The sequence below is a fragment of the Nitratiruptor sp. YY09-18 genome (genome assembly GCF_016593235.1).
In the GTDB taxonomy this organism is placed as follows: domain Bacteria; phylum Campylobacterota; class Campylobacteria; order Campylobacterales; family Nitratiruptoraceae; genus Nitratiruptor.
In genome coordinates, this window is sequence record NZ_AP023065.1 from 473,549 (window position 1) to 488,951 (window position 15,403).

Here is a 15,403-nt window from a genome sequence, read left to right on the forward strand (position 1 = left end):
GTGCCTCCGTTTTTTCTTGATTATATTCTTATTTTGATAAAAATGCCTTGAAAATACGTAGATGCAGTGGATGGTAAGGAAGATACTCTGGATGCCACTGCAGTCCTAAAATGAGGCGATGAGTATGTTCGATTCCTTGGATTATGCTATTTTTGTCATATGCATTGATACGCAGCTCCTTACCAAGATCTTTGATAGCTTGATGGTGTAGGGCGTTTGCTTTGATATAGTGTGTTTGCAAAATTGTATGGAGTAGAGTATGGGGCTTTATTGTAATTGGATTGACAAGGAATGGCGAGTTGGGATGAGACTCTATGAAGTCGTGAATATGAGGATAGAGTGTACCACCAAAGTAGATATTGATCATTTGCATACCACGGCATATACCTAAAACTGGCATATTTTTTGCTATTGCGGTATCAAGGAGCGAGAGTTCAAGTTCATCGCGCCCTTTATTGCACTGTTCATCTTTTGCTCCATAACTGCTTGGGCAGATATCTTCTCCACCTGCAAGCAAAAGAGCATCGAAATGGCTAGGAGGGGATTTTTTCTCATGAACAAAGAGCGGTTTTGCTCCAAGCAAGCGTAAAATTGAGCCGATAAAAAACCATGATATACGATTTTTGCCAGCTGAACCAGTAACTACAACTCTTCTTTGAGCCATTGTTCAACCCGCTCTATCCACAGCTCTTTTATAAACCAAAATGGTGTCTCTTGAAAATCGAAATACTCTTGTACAAGATCGTGAAGCTTCTCTTTGTTGGTTGCCACTTTTTCAACCATTGTCCAGTGGTTAAACTCAAAAGCTATATTCCAATTATCCTCATCGATACGTGAATTTGGCAATCTATAGTGGAAGGCTGGGCGAGGAGAGAGCTTTTGGGGAGGGAGATGCTTTTGCAAACTTTGATCGATAAAGAGTAGTAGCGGTAAAAGATCAAGAGCGCGATTGCGCGTAGGATTGTAGAAGATATAGTCGTGTGCAAACTCTTCAAAATTAGCGTATTGAGTTTTGAGAAGATGCTCAATGTATTCCTTGCTAAACGGTTCAATAAACCATGTGAACTTGCGAGTAAGATCAACTTTGATATGATCGATGATATAGTCTTGCAAGAGTACAAAAGCGCGCAATATGTCTGCTATTTCGCTATATTCAAAGCTATATGTTTCGATGTTTATATGCATTCCAAAGGCATAGAGTATCGAAGCACTAGTGCCAAGAGCTCCAGCGTTCTTGAGTCCTAGGCGAAAATTTTCGATCTCTTGGAGGTGTGTAAAAGGGATCGGGGGAGTTACTATCTCATAGGGAACTACGAGTTCAGAAAGCGAGTAGACAAGATCTTTGAAAATCTCTTGGTCTTTGAAAATATACTCTTTTGCATCTCTTCGCAAATAGACTGAGTCTAGATAGATGCTAAATTTTCCATATTTTGTATTTTCTACTACAGTCTCGTACTCATCTATCTCTTTGGCATCACCGCCAAAGTGCTGCACAACGATCGAGGCAGCTTGCAGAGGTCGCAAGCCTGTATATTCTATTTCAAAGCCGGCCTTGCGAATTTTGCCTTCAGCGTTGTGAAGCTTTGGCGAGAGTTCAAACATTACGCCTCTTTTGGACAGCTCATCTCTACCGCTATACGAATAATGCTATCATCCTCTTCATACGCGTAAAAGCGGTGCTTTTTGCACCAAGTAGCGTTTGCATGGTTTGCAAGACGTAGTGCAGCAATTTCAGCTTCCTCTTTTGTAGCGTACTCTTTATCAAGCCACTCAGGATGGAGTTTGCTATCTTTTTTTGCACATCCGCACAGTTTGTCCATCTCTATTTTATACATCAGACACCTCCATACAATTTTTTGAATAGCATTATAGCTATAAATGTTGAAGAGATTGTGAGTATCACATTCAAGGCGATATTTAAAAAAGCCTTTAAGTAAAGCCCTTGCTCAATAAGCAGATAACTCTCTAAACTAAAAGTGCTAAATGTTGTCAAAGCCCCTAAAAACCCAGTAATGAGCATTGCTTTTGCCAATGGGTGGATGCTCTGCTCAAAATATACATAGAGCAGTCCTATCAAAAAACTTCCCAAAACATTGACCGTAAGCGTGCCAACAGGAAAGAAGAGGCCACTCAGTTTTTGTACAAAGGATGCAATTAAAAAACGACTAATAGCCCCAAAAAATCCCCCCACTCCAATTACTATGAGAAGTTGCAGATTCATTGGCCAAATCCTGGATGCTTGTATAGCAGTACTTCAATATCTTCAAGTGTTACAAGAGCCTCACTGAGCATCGGGTCAATTTGGTTGAGAAATCCTCTGATTTTCGCCTCTTGATCTATAATTTCGATAATGAGTGGAAGTTTTTGGCTCAGACTCCAGACACTAAAAGTATGCAGTTCGCTATGAGCGCCCATACCAGCAACAGCTTTGTAGACAGTCCCACCAGCAAGTCCATACTCTTTGGCAGCCTTTAAGATCTCTTGCCACAGCGCTTTACCATCATAGCGATCATCATTATCTATATAGATTTTGAGTTTTTTGCGACTTCCTAGATAGCGTTTCATGTGTGATCCTTGCATTGGAGTTCAAAGATGGCCTTGTTGACTCTCTCCATTTTTTTGCCGGCTATCTCTTTGGCTTTTTCTTCGCCTTTTTGCAAAATAATAGCAATGTCTTCATCACTCACACTTTGGCGTCTTTCGCGCATAGGCTCAAGTACCTTTTCTATCGATGCAGCACACCACTTTTTGCACTCCACGCATCCAATAGCTGCGCTGCGGCATCCCTCTTCGACCTTTTTGATTATCTCTTCATCACTGAAAGCTTTATGATAATCATAGATAAGACACACTTCTGGATTGCCAGGATCAGAGCGTTTGACGCGCTGTGGATCAGTTTTGGCAGTGCGGATCTTTTGCCACACCTCCTCAGATGTATCGCTTAAGTAGATCGCATTGTTGTAGCTCTTGCTCATTTTACGTCCATCAAGACCTAAAAGCCTTGGCACTGGGCTAAGCAGCTCTTTTGGCTCAGTGAAGACTTCGCATAAGAAGAGATGGTGGAAGCGGCGTACAATCTCTCTGGCAATTTCAAGGTGCGGTCTTTGATCTTCACCGATTGGTACGGCCTCGGCATCATAGAGGATAATATCAGCGGTTTGCAAAACCGGATAGGTCAAAAAACCTGCTGTATGGATATCTTTATTTTTGATCTGCGCTAACTGATCTTTGTAGGTTGGATTGCGCTCAAGCCATCCAAGGGGTGTGATCATATTTAAAAGCACATAGAGCTCTGCGTGTTCTTTGATAGCACTTTGGATAAAGAGAGTAGCCTTTGTTGGGTCGATTCCGGCAGCTATCCAGTCTCTCACAAGCTCGATACTAAGATGTTTGAGATTGAGTTTGTCTTCGTAGCTTGTGGAGAGTGCATGCCAGTCTGCAACAAAGAAGAAGCACTCATGCTCATTTTGCAGTTTTACCCAATTTTGTAAAACACCCAAGTAGTGACCTAGATGCAGTTTTCCCGTTGGCCGCATTCCGCTTACGATTCGCAAAATTTCTCCTTTAGTAACTTTCTTCTTGGATATCCTCTTCCCTCTCGCCTCGTTTGCGTGGAGAGAGGATGATGGGTGTACCTTCAAGATCAAAATTTTCTCGCAAAGTATTGGCCAAATAGCGCTTATAACTAAAGTGTAGACCCTCTGGCCTATTCATAATAAGCGCAATTTTTGGAGGCTTCGTATCATACTGCGTTGCATATAAAATTTTGACAGGTTTTCCTTTGTATGAAGGGATCTGATGGCGAATTTGTGCCTCTTTGATGACTTTGTTGAGTTGTGCGGTAGGGATCCAAGTAGTGTAGTTTTTGTATACTTTGATGATAAGATCATAGAGCTTATCGACCCGTTTTCTTGTCTTTGCACTCAAAGTAATAATTGGTGCATAGCTTAAAAACTTGAAGCGATCTCTTACCTCTTTGACAGCCTCTTTATAATCTTTATTGGCTATATCCCATTTATTCAAAACTATGATGCAAGCAAGTTTATACTTATCAATATACCCAGCGATTCTCTCATCCTGTTCTGTGATACCTTCGCTCGCATCAAGTACAAGAAGCGCCACATCCGCACGCTCTAGCATCTTTTGTGTACGATTGAGCGCATATTTTTCGATTCCTACAATTTTACTGCGGCGTCTAATTCCTGCAGTATCGATGAAGGTGATGACTTTGCCATCATAGAGGGTGCTCTCATCAACTGTATCGATGGTAGTTCCTGCCACATCACTCACAATTGAGCGCTCCTCTTTGAGCAGGGCATTGAGCAGTGAACTTTTGCCAACATTGACGCGTCCAAGTATTGCTACGCGTATTTCGTTATCTTCCTCTTCTTGTGGTTTCTTCTCCCCCTCATTGATAGCAAGCAACTCATCAAAATCCGGCTCTTCATCAATTTCTAGAGCTATTTTTTCATCTTTTGGAAGTCTCTTTTCTATCCAACTCAGCAAAGCTCTTGTTTTGCGGTTGTGGCTTACGGAGATGGGGAAAATCTCTTGGGTACCAAACTCATAGAAGTTCCAAGCATTCTCCTCCTCCTTGTCATTATCTATTTTATTGACAACAAGGGTGATATCTTTGCCAAGTTTTTGCAAAGAGCGAAAGATCTTTTTATCCTCTTCATCGGGAAGTTTCTTTCCATCTACCATATAGAGGATAATATCTGCATCCTTTGCAGCCTCGAGGCTTTTGTTTTTGACCTGCTCAAAGAGCTCATCTCTATCCTCTAATCCTCCGGTATCAATGAGCTCTGCCTCTTTCTCGCCAATTTGGACGATACGCCTTTTTATATCACGAGTAGTGCCTGCTTGTTCACTGACAATTGCATCTCTTTGCTTGAGCAGGCGATTAAACAGTGAACTTTTTCCAACGTTTGGTTTTCCAATTATTGCTATTTTTTTCATTTTTCGGCTATTTTCTCTATATAGATTGATTCACTTGGAAATGCAAAATCTGAACCGTTGCGATGGACAATTTCGATGATTTTGAGATTGACATCTTCACGAATTTCAAGATATTTTGCCCACTCGGCGGTATTTGTAAAGCAGTAGATAAAAATACTTAAACTACTATCTTCAAACTCATCAAAATTGACCAGCAGTGTTGCCTTTTTGGCTATTCCAGGATGGGATTGTAGCATATTTCTCATCTCTGTGAGAATATTTTGCATCTGCTCTTGCGTCGTACCATAGATGAGGCCTATGCGCATCTTGATACGGCGAACATTGCGACGAGAGAAGTTTTCGATAGGGTTGTTTGCAATTATCTGGTTTGGAACTGTCACAAGAGACTTTTCAAAGGTGCGCACCTTTGTGGTGCGTAGGCCAATCTCTTCTACAGTTCCCTCTACATCGCCCACTTTTATCCAGTCATCAAGTTTGAGTGCACGATCGGCTAAGATACTGAGTCCTCCAAAGAGGTTTGCTGCAGTATCTTTGGCTGCAAGAGCAAATGCCAAACCACCAAGTCCTAGTGAAGCGACGAATGCACTCACATTGATATCCCACTCTTGCAAGATTGACACAAGACCTATAGCAAAGATGAAGATTTTGAGAGTTTTAATAAAAAATGAGCCAATTTCACGGTAAAGTTCACGTCCAAACTTTTTCGCAAAATTGTAAATTGTCTCATCTAAAATATTGACTGCATTGTAAAAAAGCCAGAAGATATCAAAAATTACGAGACTTTTGAGAATTTTGTCAAAGATATCGTTATGGATTCCTGCTATGAGGAGTGCAAAATAGAGACCAAGTATAATAAACGAAAATTTCAAAGGTCCTTCAAGAATATCTACCAAGCGATCATCAAAATTTGATTTGGTCATCTGTGTGAATTTACGGAGAGAATGGACAATAAAAAAGGCAAAAATACGCCGAAAAACCAAAAAGATAAGAAAAATCCCCAAAGCTTCGGCAAATTTATAAAGAGGAATTCCAATGACGCTGTTGTTGTTTAAAAATGCAATGAGTGCATTTTTGGTTTCGATAAGTTTAGCCTGCCAGTTGCCAATTTTTTTGTTGATCGCGTAGTAGAGTGTTGCCTCATATGCTTTGGCGAGATTTTGTCTAAATTTATGCAAAAACTCTACAATATCTTTGGCTTTATTAATGCTTTCTTGCGATCTTTTTTGGAGTGCAGCAAAAAAATCGTAGAGCTTGATAGATAAAATTTTATCAACATATCTCTCGGCTCTATTTTGGTAGTAAGCAATAGATTTCTCGATTTGTCTTATTTTGCTCTCTTGCCCCAAAATGACATAGCGCTCCTTTTCTATCTGGAGTTTTTTGATCTTGCGCTCTACATTTTGCAGCTGTGAGAGGGTTTTGCTTATAGATTCAGCGGATTTAGTAAACGAGATTTTGTTAAGCTTTATCAAAAGAGTATCAAGCCATTTGGTATAGTTTTTTTGAATCTGCTCTACAAACTTTTGATCAAACTCCTTCAAGCGATAGTAAAAAGCGTATTCAAGCGTTGCAGTGATACTATCTTCATCTTGATTCTCTTGAATGTCACTGAGTTGCTCGTTGAGATCTTCTATCTCTTGCTGCTTTTCATAACTTTGTGCCAGGAAGTTGTTGATTTTTTTAAAGGTCTGTATCAAATCTTGCGCATTTTTTATCTGCAATTCATCATTGGTGATAGTTGGAGGCTGCTGTTTTGCAATAGAGACAATTTTTTGGATAAGTGATTTTTGCAAAGAGTAGTTGGGGGATGAACTATTGAGTTCATTTGCGAAATTTTGTAAAAGGGTAAGGTTGCTCTCTTTAACAAGAGTCATGTTAATATCAGCTAAAAGCATAGAGGTAAGAAGGAGAAAAAGAGCAAAGATTTGCATTTATGGCCTTTAGCTATTTTTGCTACAATTTTATCAAAAAAGAGAAAGAATGTTACGAACTATTTTTATATTATCACTTTTTATCGGATTTACATTTGCCCAGACCATTAAAGCCAAATATGCTGTTACTTTTGGGCTTTTTGGCAAAGTAGCTACTGCTGATGCGCTGTTAGTCAAAAAAGATGGAAACTACTCTATTATTATTGATGTGCAGTCTCACGGCCTAGCCAAAATGCTTAGCCACAACAGACGAGAGCACTATGAGAGCAGAGGGCAGATAAAAAATGGCCTCTTTGTGCCCCATGAGTTTGTAAAAGTAAAGCAAACGACCAAACGAAGAGATGAGAAACGCTACATTTTTGACCATATGCACAAAAATATCATGGCAATTGAAGATAAAAATAAGTATGGACACTTTCATTCACACACAAAGCATCTACTCAATTACTATGCAAAAGATGATCTTTTGACTCTCTATTTTAATCTCAAAAAATACCTCAAGCCAAATAGATACCGCTATAAATTCTATGCAGTCGGTGGAAATGAAAAGAATGGTGAGGTTGACATAGAAGTTTTGAAAAATCCGGGACGTATTAAAAAGATTCTCAAGGTTGATGGCCTCTATCTTCGTGTCCTTCTAAACCAGAAAATCTTTGCAAGTAAAAAAGGTGAGCTCTATGTGGTAGAAGGAGAAGATGGTATTGCTACAAAGGGGCTTTTGAAAGATGTAATAATGTTTGGAGATATCATTGGTTCACTCGTTAGCAAATCGATTGAGCCTTGATAAGGGTGTAGCCTATATGCTTCTCGCATCCTTGCTTTTTGCGGGGATGGGAGTCTTTGCAAAGCTTTTGAGTGCCTCTATGCCAAGCTTGGAGGTTGTTTTTTTTCGCAATATTTTTGGGGTCTTTTTGGTTGGAGCTTCATTGCTGCACAAACCTTTACAAGGTGATGGAGGTAAGCCGCTTCTGCTCTTTTTTCGAGGGTTTGTAGGATTTTTGGCTCTTTTGATGTTTTTCTATGATATAGCACATATTCCTCTAGGCGAAGCGATGACATACTCCAAAACTTCACCTATCTGGACAGCTATTTTTGCAGCGGTTTTTTTGCACGAGGTTTTGAGTAAGAGGCAGTGGTCAGCTATCATTTTGGGCTTTATAGGAATTGTTTTGATAACTGATCCCTTTGGGACTCCTTTTGATAAATATGATATTTTGGGAATTTTGAGCGGTATGGGAGCAGCTTTAGCATATACGAGTGTGCGTGAACTCAAGCGCTACTACGATACGCGTGCAATTGTACTTTCATTCATGGGTGTAGGGACTTTAGGCCCCCTTCTTTTGATGCTTTTAGCTCCTTATGTGAAAATTGAAGAGCTTGATTTTATGTTTGCCAAATTTGTAATGCCTCATGGCTTTATGTGGGCACAAATCGTTGCTATGGGACTCTTAGCAACATTAGCACAGATTTATATGACCAAAGCCTATGGCGTGACAAAAGCTGGCATTGTAGGGGCAGTAAGTTATAGCAATATTGCCTTTTCCTTACTCTTTGGACTTCTCTTTTTAGGTGATCCTTTTCCAGATATCATCAAATTTTTGGGTATAATCTTGATAGTTATTAGCGGAATAATGGTTGCAAAAAGGTAAAAGATGCAGATGATTTTAATAGCAGGACCGTGTGTCATCGAGAGTCAAGAGCAGTTGGAGATAATCGCAACTGATCTAATAAAATATCACAAATCGCCCCAAATTGATTTCTATTTTAAAGCAAGTTTTGACAAGGCAAATAGAACTAGCCTCGAGAGTTATAGAGGACCAGGCCTACAAGAGGGTCTGCAAATGCTAGCAAAAATCAAAGAGGATTTTGGGTATAAAATTTTGACTGATGTGCATGAGAGCTATCAGGTGCCTGCAGTGGCAGAAGTAGCTGATGTGATTCAAATCCCTGCATTTTTATGCCGCCAGACCGATCTATTGGTCGCTGCAGCCAAGACAGAGAGAATTGTTAATATCAAAAAGGGCCAATTTATGGCTCCAGCAGATATGCGTTACAGTGTGCTCAAAGTCCTCAAAACCAGAGGATATGTGGATGTGGATTATACTACTAGTAAAGAGGCTGGTGTTTGGCTCACTGAGCGTGGCACAACTTTTGGTTACAACAATTTAGTAGTTGATATGCGTAGCCTTGTGATCATGCGAGAGTTTGCTCCGGTAATCTTCGATGCAACACATGCTGTGCAGATGCCAGGAGGTGCAGGAGGCAAGAGTAGTGGCAACAAAGAGTTTGTCGCTCCACTTGCGCGTGCGGCTGCAGCTGTTGGAGTGGATGGGTTTTTCTTTGAGACTCACTATGATCCAACATGTGCTCTCAGTGATGGTCCAAATATGGTAACGCCGCAGGAGTTGGAAGAGATTGTGGATGATATTTTTAAAATTCGAGATGTATTACAAGGAGAGTAGATGAATATTATTGAGGGAAAGCTAAGACTTGATGGAAGCGAGAAGGTAGCAATAATTGCAAGCAGATTCAATCACATAATTACCGATCGTTTGGTAGAGGGTGCAAAAGATGCCTTTTTACGTCATGGAGGAAAAGAGGAGAATCTCGACCTCATTCTCGTCCCTGGTGCTTTTGAGCTCCCTTTTGCTCTTGATAAGGTATTGGCTGCAGGTGATTATGCGGGTGTTTGCTGTCTTGGTGCTATTATTCGCGGCTCAACTCCCCATTTTGACTATGTGGCGGCTGAAGCTACAAAAGGTATAGCAAACACAACACTCAAATACCAAAAACCGGTAACTTTTGGGGTGCTTACAACTGATACTATCGAGCAAGCGATTGAGAGAGCAGGCAGCAAAGCTGGTAATAAAGGCTTTGAATCGATGACAGGTCTTATAGAGCTTATTGATCTCTACAAAGGTCTTTGATGGCTACAAGACACCAGGCACGTGAAGCGGTCATAGGGCTTTTGTATGCATATGATCTAGGCAATCCAGAGATCAAGAATTTTGCCGAAGATATTTTAGAAGAAAAAAAGATTCGCAATAAGCAGCGAGAGTTTGCCCTTTCGCTCTTTAAAGGCACAGTGGAAAATCTTGAAAAAATTGATGAGATGATCAAAAAGCACCTAGAGTCTTGGGATTTAGATCGCCTCGGTCACATCGAAAAAGCGATATTACGACTAGGTGTGTATGAGCTGCTTTTCAGTGATCTTGATAGTGCGATAGTGATTAATGAAGCAGTGGAGTTAGCCAAAAAACTTGGCACAGAGCAGAGTCCAAAATTTATCAATGGGGTTTTGGATGCAATAGCCAAAGAGGTTAAAAATGGAAGCGCAAAAACTTGAACACTATAGTTATCGAGACTATAAAGAGATAGAAAAAAATACAAAAGAGCGAGTAGAGCTTATTTTTGGTCGCATCTATATGATGGCAGGAGCCAGCGCAAAGCATCAAGATGTTGTTTTGAATATCGCTATAACTTTGCGCAGTGAAAGCAAATGTAAACCGCGCGTTGCTCCTTATGACTTGAAACTTGTATGCAATTTTGATCCAAATATCGAGCCCATTAATATTGTGCAACCCGATGTGATGCTCTTTTGTGATGAGAATGAGCTTCCATGTGCAATTTTTGAAGTATTGAGTCCTTCAACGGCATCAAAGGATAAGACTGATAAATTGGCCTTGTATGAGTGTGCAGGTATAAAAGAGTATTTCATCGTTGAGCCTGAATATAAGATAGTTGAAAGATTTGTGTTAGAAGATAAGAAATACCGTTTTTCAGGAAACTTTACGCAAAATATGAAAATGCCAATAGATTGTATAGGCAAAGAGGTAGAAGTCAATGCTTTTTTTGAAGGAGTTGAATGAGGCTAGGTAAAAAAGATGCTTTGGATCTCATCCGCAATGCCAGCTTGCAAGAGCTAGGAGAGATGGCGCTTGCAAAAAAACGCGAGCTCCATCCAGACAAAATCACAACATTTATCGTCGATCGCAATATCAACTACACAAATATTTGCTGGGTAGATTGTGACTTTTGTGCTTTCTATCGCAAACCAAAAGATGATGATGCATATATCTTAAGCTACGAAGAGATCGATCAAAAGATAGAGGAACTTTTGGCAATTGGTGGTACGCAGATACTCTTCCAAGGTGGCGTGCATCCAAAGCTCAAAATCGATTACTACGAAGACCTAGTAGAGCATATCCACAAAAAATATCCCGAGATTACTATCCATGGATTTAGTGCTGTAGAGATTAGCTACATCGCCAAAGTGAGTCGTCTAAGCTACAAAGAGGTGTTGGAGCGCCTCAAAGCCAAGGGGCTCAGCTCTATTCCTGGAGCTGGTGCTGAGATTCTTAGCGATAGAGTGCGTGATATTATCAGTCCCAAGAAGCTTAGCTCTCAAGAGTGGCTCGATATCCACAGAGCCGCCCATGAAGTGGGGATGAAAACAACTGCAACGATGATGTATGGAACAGTAGAGACTGACGAAGAGATAGTAGATCACTGGGAGAAGATTCGCTCCTTACAAGATGAGACAGGCGGATTTCGAGCATTTATTATGTGGAGTTTTCAGCCATACAATACAGCATTGCAAAAGAAAGGGATCGTCACGCACAAAACAAGCTCCAATCGCTACCTGCGCCTCTTAGCTGTTAGTAGGCTCTTTTTGGATAACTTTAAAAATATCCAGAGCTCTTGGGTGACGCAAGGAAGCTATATAGGACAACTTGCATTACTCTATGGAGCAAATGATTTGGGCTCAACTATGATGGAAGAGAATGTAGTCAAAGCTGCTGGAGCGCAAAATAGGATGAACCAAGAGGAGATGGTCCGTCTTATCAAAGATGTGGGAGAGATCCCAGCTAAGCGCAACACTGCATATGAGATATTGGAGATCTATTCATGAGAGCACTGCTCATTTGCATTATATTTTTACAAGGGGTATTGATGAGTGCGGTTTTGAAGCACGTAGAAGTTAATGGAGTAGAGATTCCAGTCATTTATGAACAAGATGATGCACTTCCAATAGTTGCTATGCAAATAGTTTTTCAAAAGAGCGGAAGCATCGAAGATGGCAAATTGCCAGGGCTAGCTAAGATGAGTGCAAAGATGCTCATGCAAGGCACGAAGAAACTAGGTAATGTGGGCTTTGCAAATGCACTTGAGCAAAGAGCTATTCGCTACAGTGCTCACGTGGGGACTGAGACTATGGTGATGGAGCTTAGTGCTTTGCAAGAGGAGTTTGGCACAGGTGTAGATCTTGTGCGTGATCTCTTCCTTGATCCCAATCTCACACCATCTGCGCTTGATCAGGTCAAAACCACGACTTTGGGATATCTCTCTCGCAAGCACAACGACTATGACTACATTGCAAGTGTGAATCTCAAAAAGATCCTCTTTGCCGATACGCCTTTGCAAAATCCAAGTGATGGGACCCCTGAATCTATTCAAAAGATCTCGCTTGATGATATCAAAGCATATTTTACCAAGCATCTTGTCTTAAAGCGTGCGATTATCGTCATTGGTGGTAAAGTTGATTGGGAGACAGCAAAAGACTATATCGAGAAAGTTCTCTCACCTTTGAAAAAAGGAGAGCTGGAACCACTTCCATACTACAACGCAAGTGATAAGCAAAAAGAACTTATAACACACGAAAAAGAGACAAAACAGGCATATATCTACTTTGGGTCACCATACTATGAGAAGCTCGATAGTCCAGATCTCTACATCTCGCGTGTAGCTATGTTTATATTGGGAACTGGTGGGTTTGGCAGCCGCTTGATGGAAGAGATCCGTGTGAAGAGAGGTCTAGCCTACTCGGCCTATTCTCTTGGGAGAATCAATAAGAGCCATAGTTATTTTACAGGGTATTTGCAGACAAAGATTGAGTCACAAGAGGAGGCCAAAAAGCTTGTCAAAGAAGTGATAGCTGAGTATGTCAAAAATGGTGCTACGAAAAAAGAGCTAGAGAGTGCGAAGAAGTTTATCCTCGGAAGTGAACCGCTGCGCAATGAGACATTGCCGCAAAGACTCTCACGAGCTTTCAATGAATTCTATGCAGGCAAACCTCTTGGCTCATCAAAAGAAGATCTCAAAAAAATCGAATCTCTCACACTTGATCAACTCAACAACTACATCAAAAAACATCCTGAAATTACAAAACTAAGCTTCTCTATCGTTACACAATGAACGAAAAACTCTTTCGAGTGGGAATACGATCTCCCCTCGATCTTGCATTGCTTGCTCCACACAAATACTACGATTTTCGCATCAAAAGATCAATCGAGCCGCAAATGGTACTGGATGTCCAGATCAAAGAGATTCAAACTCTTGCAAAGCTGCAAAAGCGTATAGCATATGCTCACAATATCGGACGCGAAGTGGAGCTACTCTTTTTCCATACGAAAAAATTTCATGAGTACGCTTTTGGAGTTGGGGAGCGTCTTTTTATCTATGGCAAACTGCAGTTTCAGTATGGAAAGATCCAGATCGTACAACCGCAAAAAGTCGCAAACTACAAAATAGACCAAATCTTTCCCTCATATAAAATCCCGATTCGTGGAGATATCTTTGCAAGCCTCAAAAAGGAGTATCTCACAGCCAAAGCTCTTGCCCATGAGGGATTGCCACAAGATATAGTGGAGAGTTTGCTTAAAATCCACTATCCAGATGAGGAGTTTTACAAAGAGTATCAAAAAGAGGGAGGGATCTTTGGAAGATATTTTGAAGCTTTGAAATTTGCTGAAGCCTATCGCTATATACGAGCTTTGCGTCACAAGCGTATAAATAGGCCTGCACAGTGTGTGATCGATGCAAAGTATCAAGATTTTGTCGCTTCACTCCCTTTTACTCTCACAAATGATCAGCAAAAGGTTATCGATGAAATTCGCAGAGATTTAGGTAAAGATGTGGCAGCAAGGAGAGTTGTAGTAGGTGATGTTGGCAGTGGCAAATCTGTTGTCATGTTTGCTACTGCATATATGGCAAAGCGCTCTATCCTCATGGCACCTACAAGTGTCCTAGCACGTCAGCTCTATGAAGAAGCCAAAAGACTCATGCCAAAAAATTTCAAGATAGCTTTGGTGAGTGCGCAAGAGAATGTAGAAAATCTAGAAGAGTATGATTTCATTATTGGTACACACGCGCTGCTCTATCGCAAATTGCCAAAAGTTTGTGTGGTGATGGTAGATGAGCAGCATAGATTTGGAACCAACCAGCGTCAAAAGCTCAAAAAGCTTGTAGAAAGTGGCGATCAAAGCCCTCACTATTTTCAGTTTAGTGCTACACCAATTCCGCGCACACAGGCTATGATGGAGAGTGCGCTTGTGGATTATAGCTTCATTCAAGAGGTACCATTCAAAAAAGATATTACTACTAAGGTTGTAGGCAAAGAGGATTTTCGCTTGCTTCTAGCTCATATCAAAAGGGAAATCTCCCAAGACCATCAAGTCCTTATCGTCTATCCATTAGTTGAAGAGAGTGCAACCTATGGGTATAAATCACTTGAAGAGGCCAAGAATTTTTGGATGCGATATTTTGATGGAGTCTATGTGACACATGGTAAGGACAAAGCAAAAGAGGAGGCATTGGCTGCGTTTGCGAAAAATGGTAATATCTTGCTTGCAACAACTGTCATAGAAGTGGGCATAAGTTTGCCAAAACTCTCAACTATTGTGATAGTAGGAGCCGAAAATCTCGGCCTTGCTACACTCCACCAGCTACGAGGAAGAGTCTCACGCACAGGGCTCAAAGGCTACTGCTTTTTATATACAAACAACAAAGAAAATGAGAGGCTCCAAAAATTTAGCAAAATTACAAGTGGTTTTGCAATAGCAGAGCTCGATTTAGCATTTCGCAAAAGTGGCGATATTGTCAGTGGCAAAGAGCAGAGTGGCAAAACTTTTAAGTATCTGAGTTTAGCTGAAGATAAAAAGATCATTGAGAGGGTCAAAGCCCTCCTTGATCAATAAAGGCCAAATTTTCCATCTGTTCTTTTGTAAAGAACACGTGTTTTGCCGCTTTTATCTTCAAAAACGATGAAGTATTTATTGGAGTTTTTGAGGATTTCTACCGCCTCTTCTACGCTAATAGGTTTATCTACATCAAAAGGAGTAGGTACCACTTCTTCAGAGTAATTAAGAGCCTCTTGGATCTCCTCTTCAAGCAAAGGTGCTGCCATGATCTCTTCAAGAGAAATATTTTTATGATTTTTTATCTTGTCAGCGTAGCGGCGAAGGACTTTTTTGGCGCGTGCAAGAGCAAGATCGATCGCAGCATAGACATCTTTATCTTTTTGCGTTATGACAACATTACCTTTTTTGGCTACATGGATATCAAATTCAAAAGTAAAGCCTTTTTTGCCATTACGCTCATCTGCTGAAACTGTTGCGTTGATACCAGTGATATCAAGGCCTAGTTTCATAAGAGAATGCGCTGCATCTTGAATATACTCTTTGATCGGTTCAGTAAGATCAAAATTCTTGCCATAAATATGCAAGTAATCCATG

At 40.6% G+C, this 15,403-nt stretch carries 18 protein-coding genes; 9 read left to right on the top strand and 9 right to left on the bottom strand.

The window, feature by feature from the left end; all coding sequences use genetic code 11:
• Positions 1-28: 28 nt before the first annotated feature.
• From JG734_RS02715 to JG734_RS02750, 8 genes are read right to left on the bottom strand one after another with little or no spacing between them, the layout of a single operon-like run.
• Positions 29-664 carry a gamma-glutamyl-gamma-aminobutyrate hydrolase family protein gene (locus JG734_RS02715; RefSeq protein WP_201333500.1) on the bottom strand — a complete coding sequence of 212 codons (636 nt, stop codon included), beginning with the start codon at positions 662-664 and terminating at the stop codon, positions 29-31.
• Positions 643-1,602: an amidoligase family protein gene (locus JG734_RS02720; RefSeq protein ID WP_201333501.1), complete on the bottom strand. Its 960-nt coding sequence runs from the start codon at positions 1,600-1,602 to the stop codon at positions 643-645. Before JG734_RS02720 ends, JG734_RS02715 begins: the two co-directional genes overlap by 22 nt.
• On the bottom strand, positions 1,602-1,835 hold the full coding sequence (locus JG734_RS02725) for a hypothetical protein (protein WP_201333502.1): 234 nt from the start codon (positions 1,833-1,835) through the stop codon (positions 1,602-1,604). Before JG734_RS02725 ends, JG734_RS02720 begins: the two co-directional genes overlap by 1 nt.
• Entirely contained in the window at positions 1,835-2,221 is a 387-nt protein-coding gene (gene crcB, locus JG734_RS02730; RefSeq protein ID WP_201333503.1) for a fluoride efflux transporter CrcB, read from the bottom strand. Before crcB ends, JG734_RS02725 begins: the two co-directional genes overlap by 1 nt.
• Entirely contained in the window at positions 2,218-2,565 is a 348-nt protein-coding gene (locus JG734_RS02735; RefSeq protein ID WP_201333504.1) for a DUF190 domain-containing protein, read from the bottom strand. Before JG734_RS02735 ends, crcB begins: the two co-directional genes overlap by 4 nt.
• On the bottom strand, positions 2,562-3,554 hold the full coding sequence (gene trpS / locus JG734_RS02740; protein ID WP_201333505.1) for a tryptophan--tRNA ligase: 993 nt from the start codon (positions 3,552-3,554) through the stop codon (positions 2,562-2,564). The genes JG734_RS02735 and trpS overlap by 4 nt, the downstream gene beginning before the upstream one ends.
• Before the next feature lie 10 nt (positions 3,555-3,564).
• Positions 3,565-4,959 (bottom strand): ribosome biogenesis GTPase Der, encoded by a 1,395-nt coding sequence (gene der, locus JG734_RS02745; protein WP_201333506.1) that lies wholly within the window; start codon positions 4,957-4,959, stop codon positions 3,565-3,567.
• Positions 4,956-6,890: a mechanosensitive ion channel family protein gene (locus JG734_RS02750; RefSeq protein WP_236587014.1), complete on the bottom strand. Its 1,935-nt coding sequence runs from the start codon at positions 6,888-6,890 to the stop codon at positions 4,956-4,958. The genes der and JG734_RS02750 overlap by 4 nt, the downstream gene beginning before the upstream one ends.
• Positions 6,891-6,939: 49 nt before the next feature.
• Here JG734_RS02750 and JG734_RS02755 point away from each other — a divergent pair, with 49 nt between their 5' ends.
• The 9 genes from JG734_RS02755 to recG are packed head-to-tail and all read left to right on the top strand — an operon-like array spanning position 6,940 to position 14,866.
• The gene (locus JG734_RS02755; RefSeq protein WP_201333507.1) at positions 6,940-7,674 is read left to right on the top strand and encodes a DUF3108 domain-containing protein; all 735 of its coding nucleotides are present in this window, start codon (positions 6,940-6,942) and stop codon (positions 7,672-7,674) included.
• Complete coding sequence (locus JG734_RS02760; protein ID WP_236587015.1) at positions 7,664-8,539, top strand: DMT family transporter; 876 nt, start codon at positions 7,664-7,666, stop codon at positions 8,537-8,539. The genes JG734_RS02755 and JG734_RS02760 overlap by 11 nt, the downstream gene beginning before the upstream one ends.
• A 9-nt stretch (positions 8,540-8,548) precedes the next feature.
• Complete coding sequence (gene kdsA, locus JG734_RS02765) at positions 8,549-9,352, top strand: 3-deoxy-8-phosphooctulonate synthase (protein ID WP_201333907.1); 804 nt, start codon at positions 8,549-8,551, stop codon at positions 9,350-9,352.
• Entirely contained in the window at positions 9,353-9,817 is a 465-nt protein-coding gene (ribH, locus tag JG734_RS02770; protein WP_201333508.1) for a 6,7-dimethyl-8-ribityllumazine synthase, read from the top strand.
• Positions 9,817-10,236, top strand: a complete 420-nt coding sequence (gene nusB / locus JG734_RS02775; protein ID WP_201333509.1) for a transcription antitermination factor NusB — start codon at positions 9,817-9,819, stop codon at positions 10,234-10,236. Before ribH ends, nusB begins: the two co-directional genes overlap by 1 nt.
• Complete coding sequence (locus JG734_RS02780) at positions 10,217-10,759, top strand: Uma2 family endonuclease (RefSeq protein WP_201333510.1); 543 nt, start codon at positions 10,217-10,219, stop codon at positions 10,757-10,759. The genes nusB and JG734_RS02780 overlap by 20 nt, the downstream gene beginning before the upstream one ends.
• Positions 10,756-11,802, top strand: a complete 1,047-nt coding sequence (locus JG734_RS02785) for a dehypoxanthine futalosine cyclase (protein ID WP_201333511.1) — start codon at positions 10,756-10,758, stop codon at positions 11,800-11,802. The genes JG734_RS02780 and JG734_RS02785 overlap by 4 nt, the downstream gene beginning before the upstream one ends.
• Before the next feature lie 41 nt (positions 11,803-11,843).
• Positions 11,844-13,085 (top strand): pitrilysin family protein, encoded by a 1,242-nt coding sequence (locus JG734_RS02790; protein WP_201333512.1) that lies wholly within the window; start codon positions 11,844-11,846, stop codon positions 13,083-13,085.
• Positions 13,082-14,866 (top strand): ATP-dependent DNA helicase RecG, encoded by a 1,785-nt coding sequence (gene recG / locus JG734_RS02795; RefSeq protein ID WP_201333513.1) that lies wholly within the window; start codon positions 13,082-13,084, stop codon positions 14,864-14,866. Before JG734_RS02790 ends, recG begins: the two co-directional genes overlap by 4 nt.
• Here recG and hpf read toward each other — a convergent pair.
• Positions 14,860-15,402, bottom strand: a complete 543-nt coding sequence (gene hpf, locus JG734_RS02800; RefSeq protein ID WP_201333514.1) for a ribosome hibernation-promoting factor, HPF/YfiA family — start codon at positions 15,400-15,402, stop codon at positions 14,860-14,862. The two genes, recG and hpf, sit on opposite strands and share 7 nt — an antisense overlap.
• Position 15,403 lies beyond the last annotated feature (1 nt).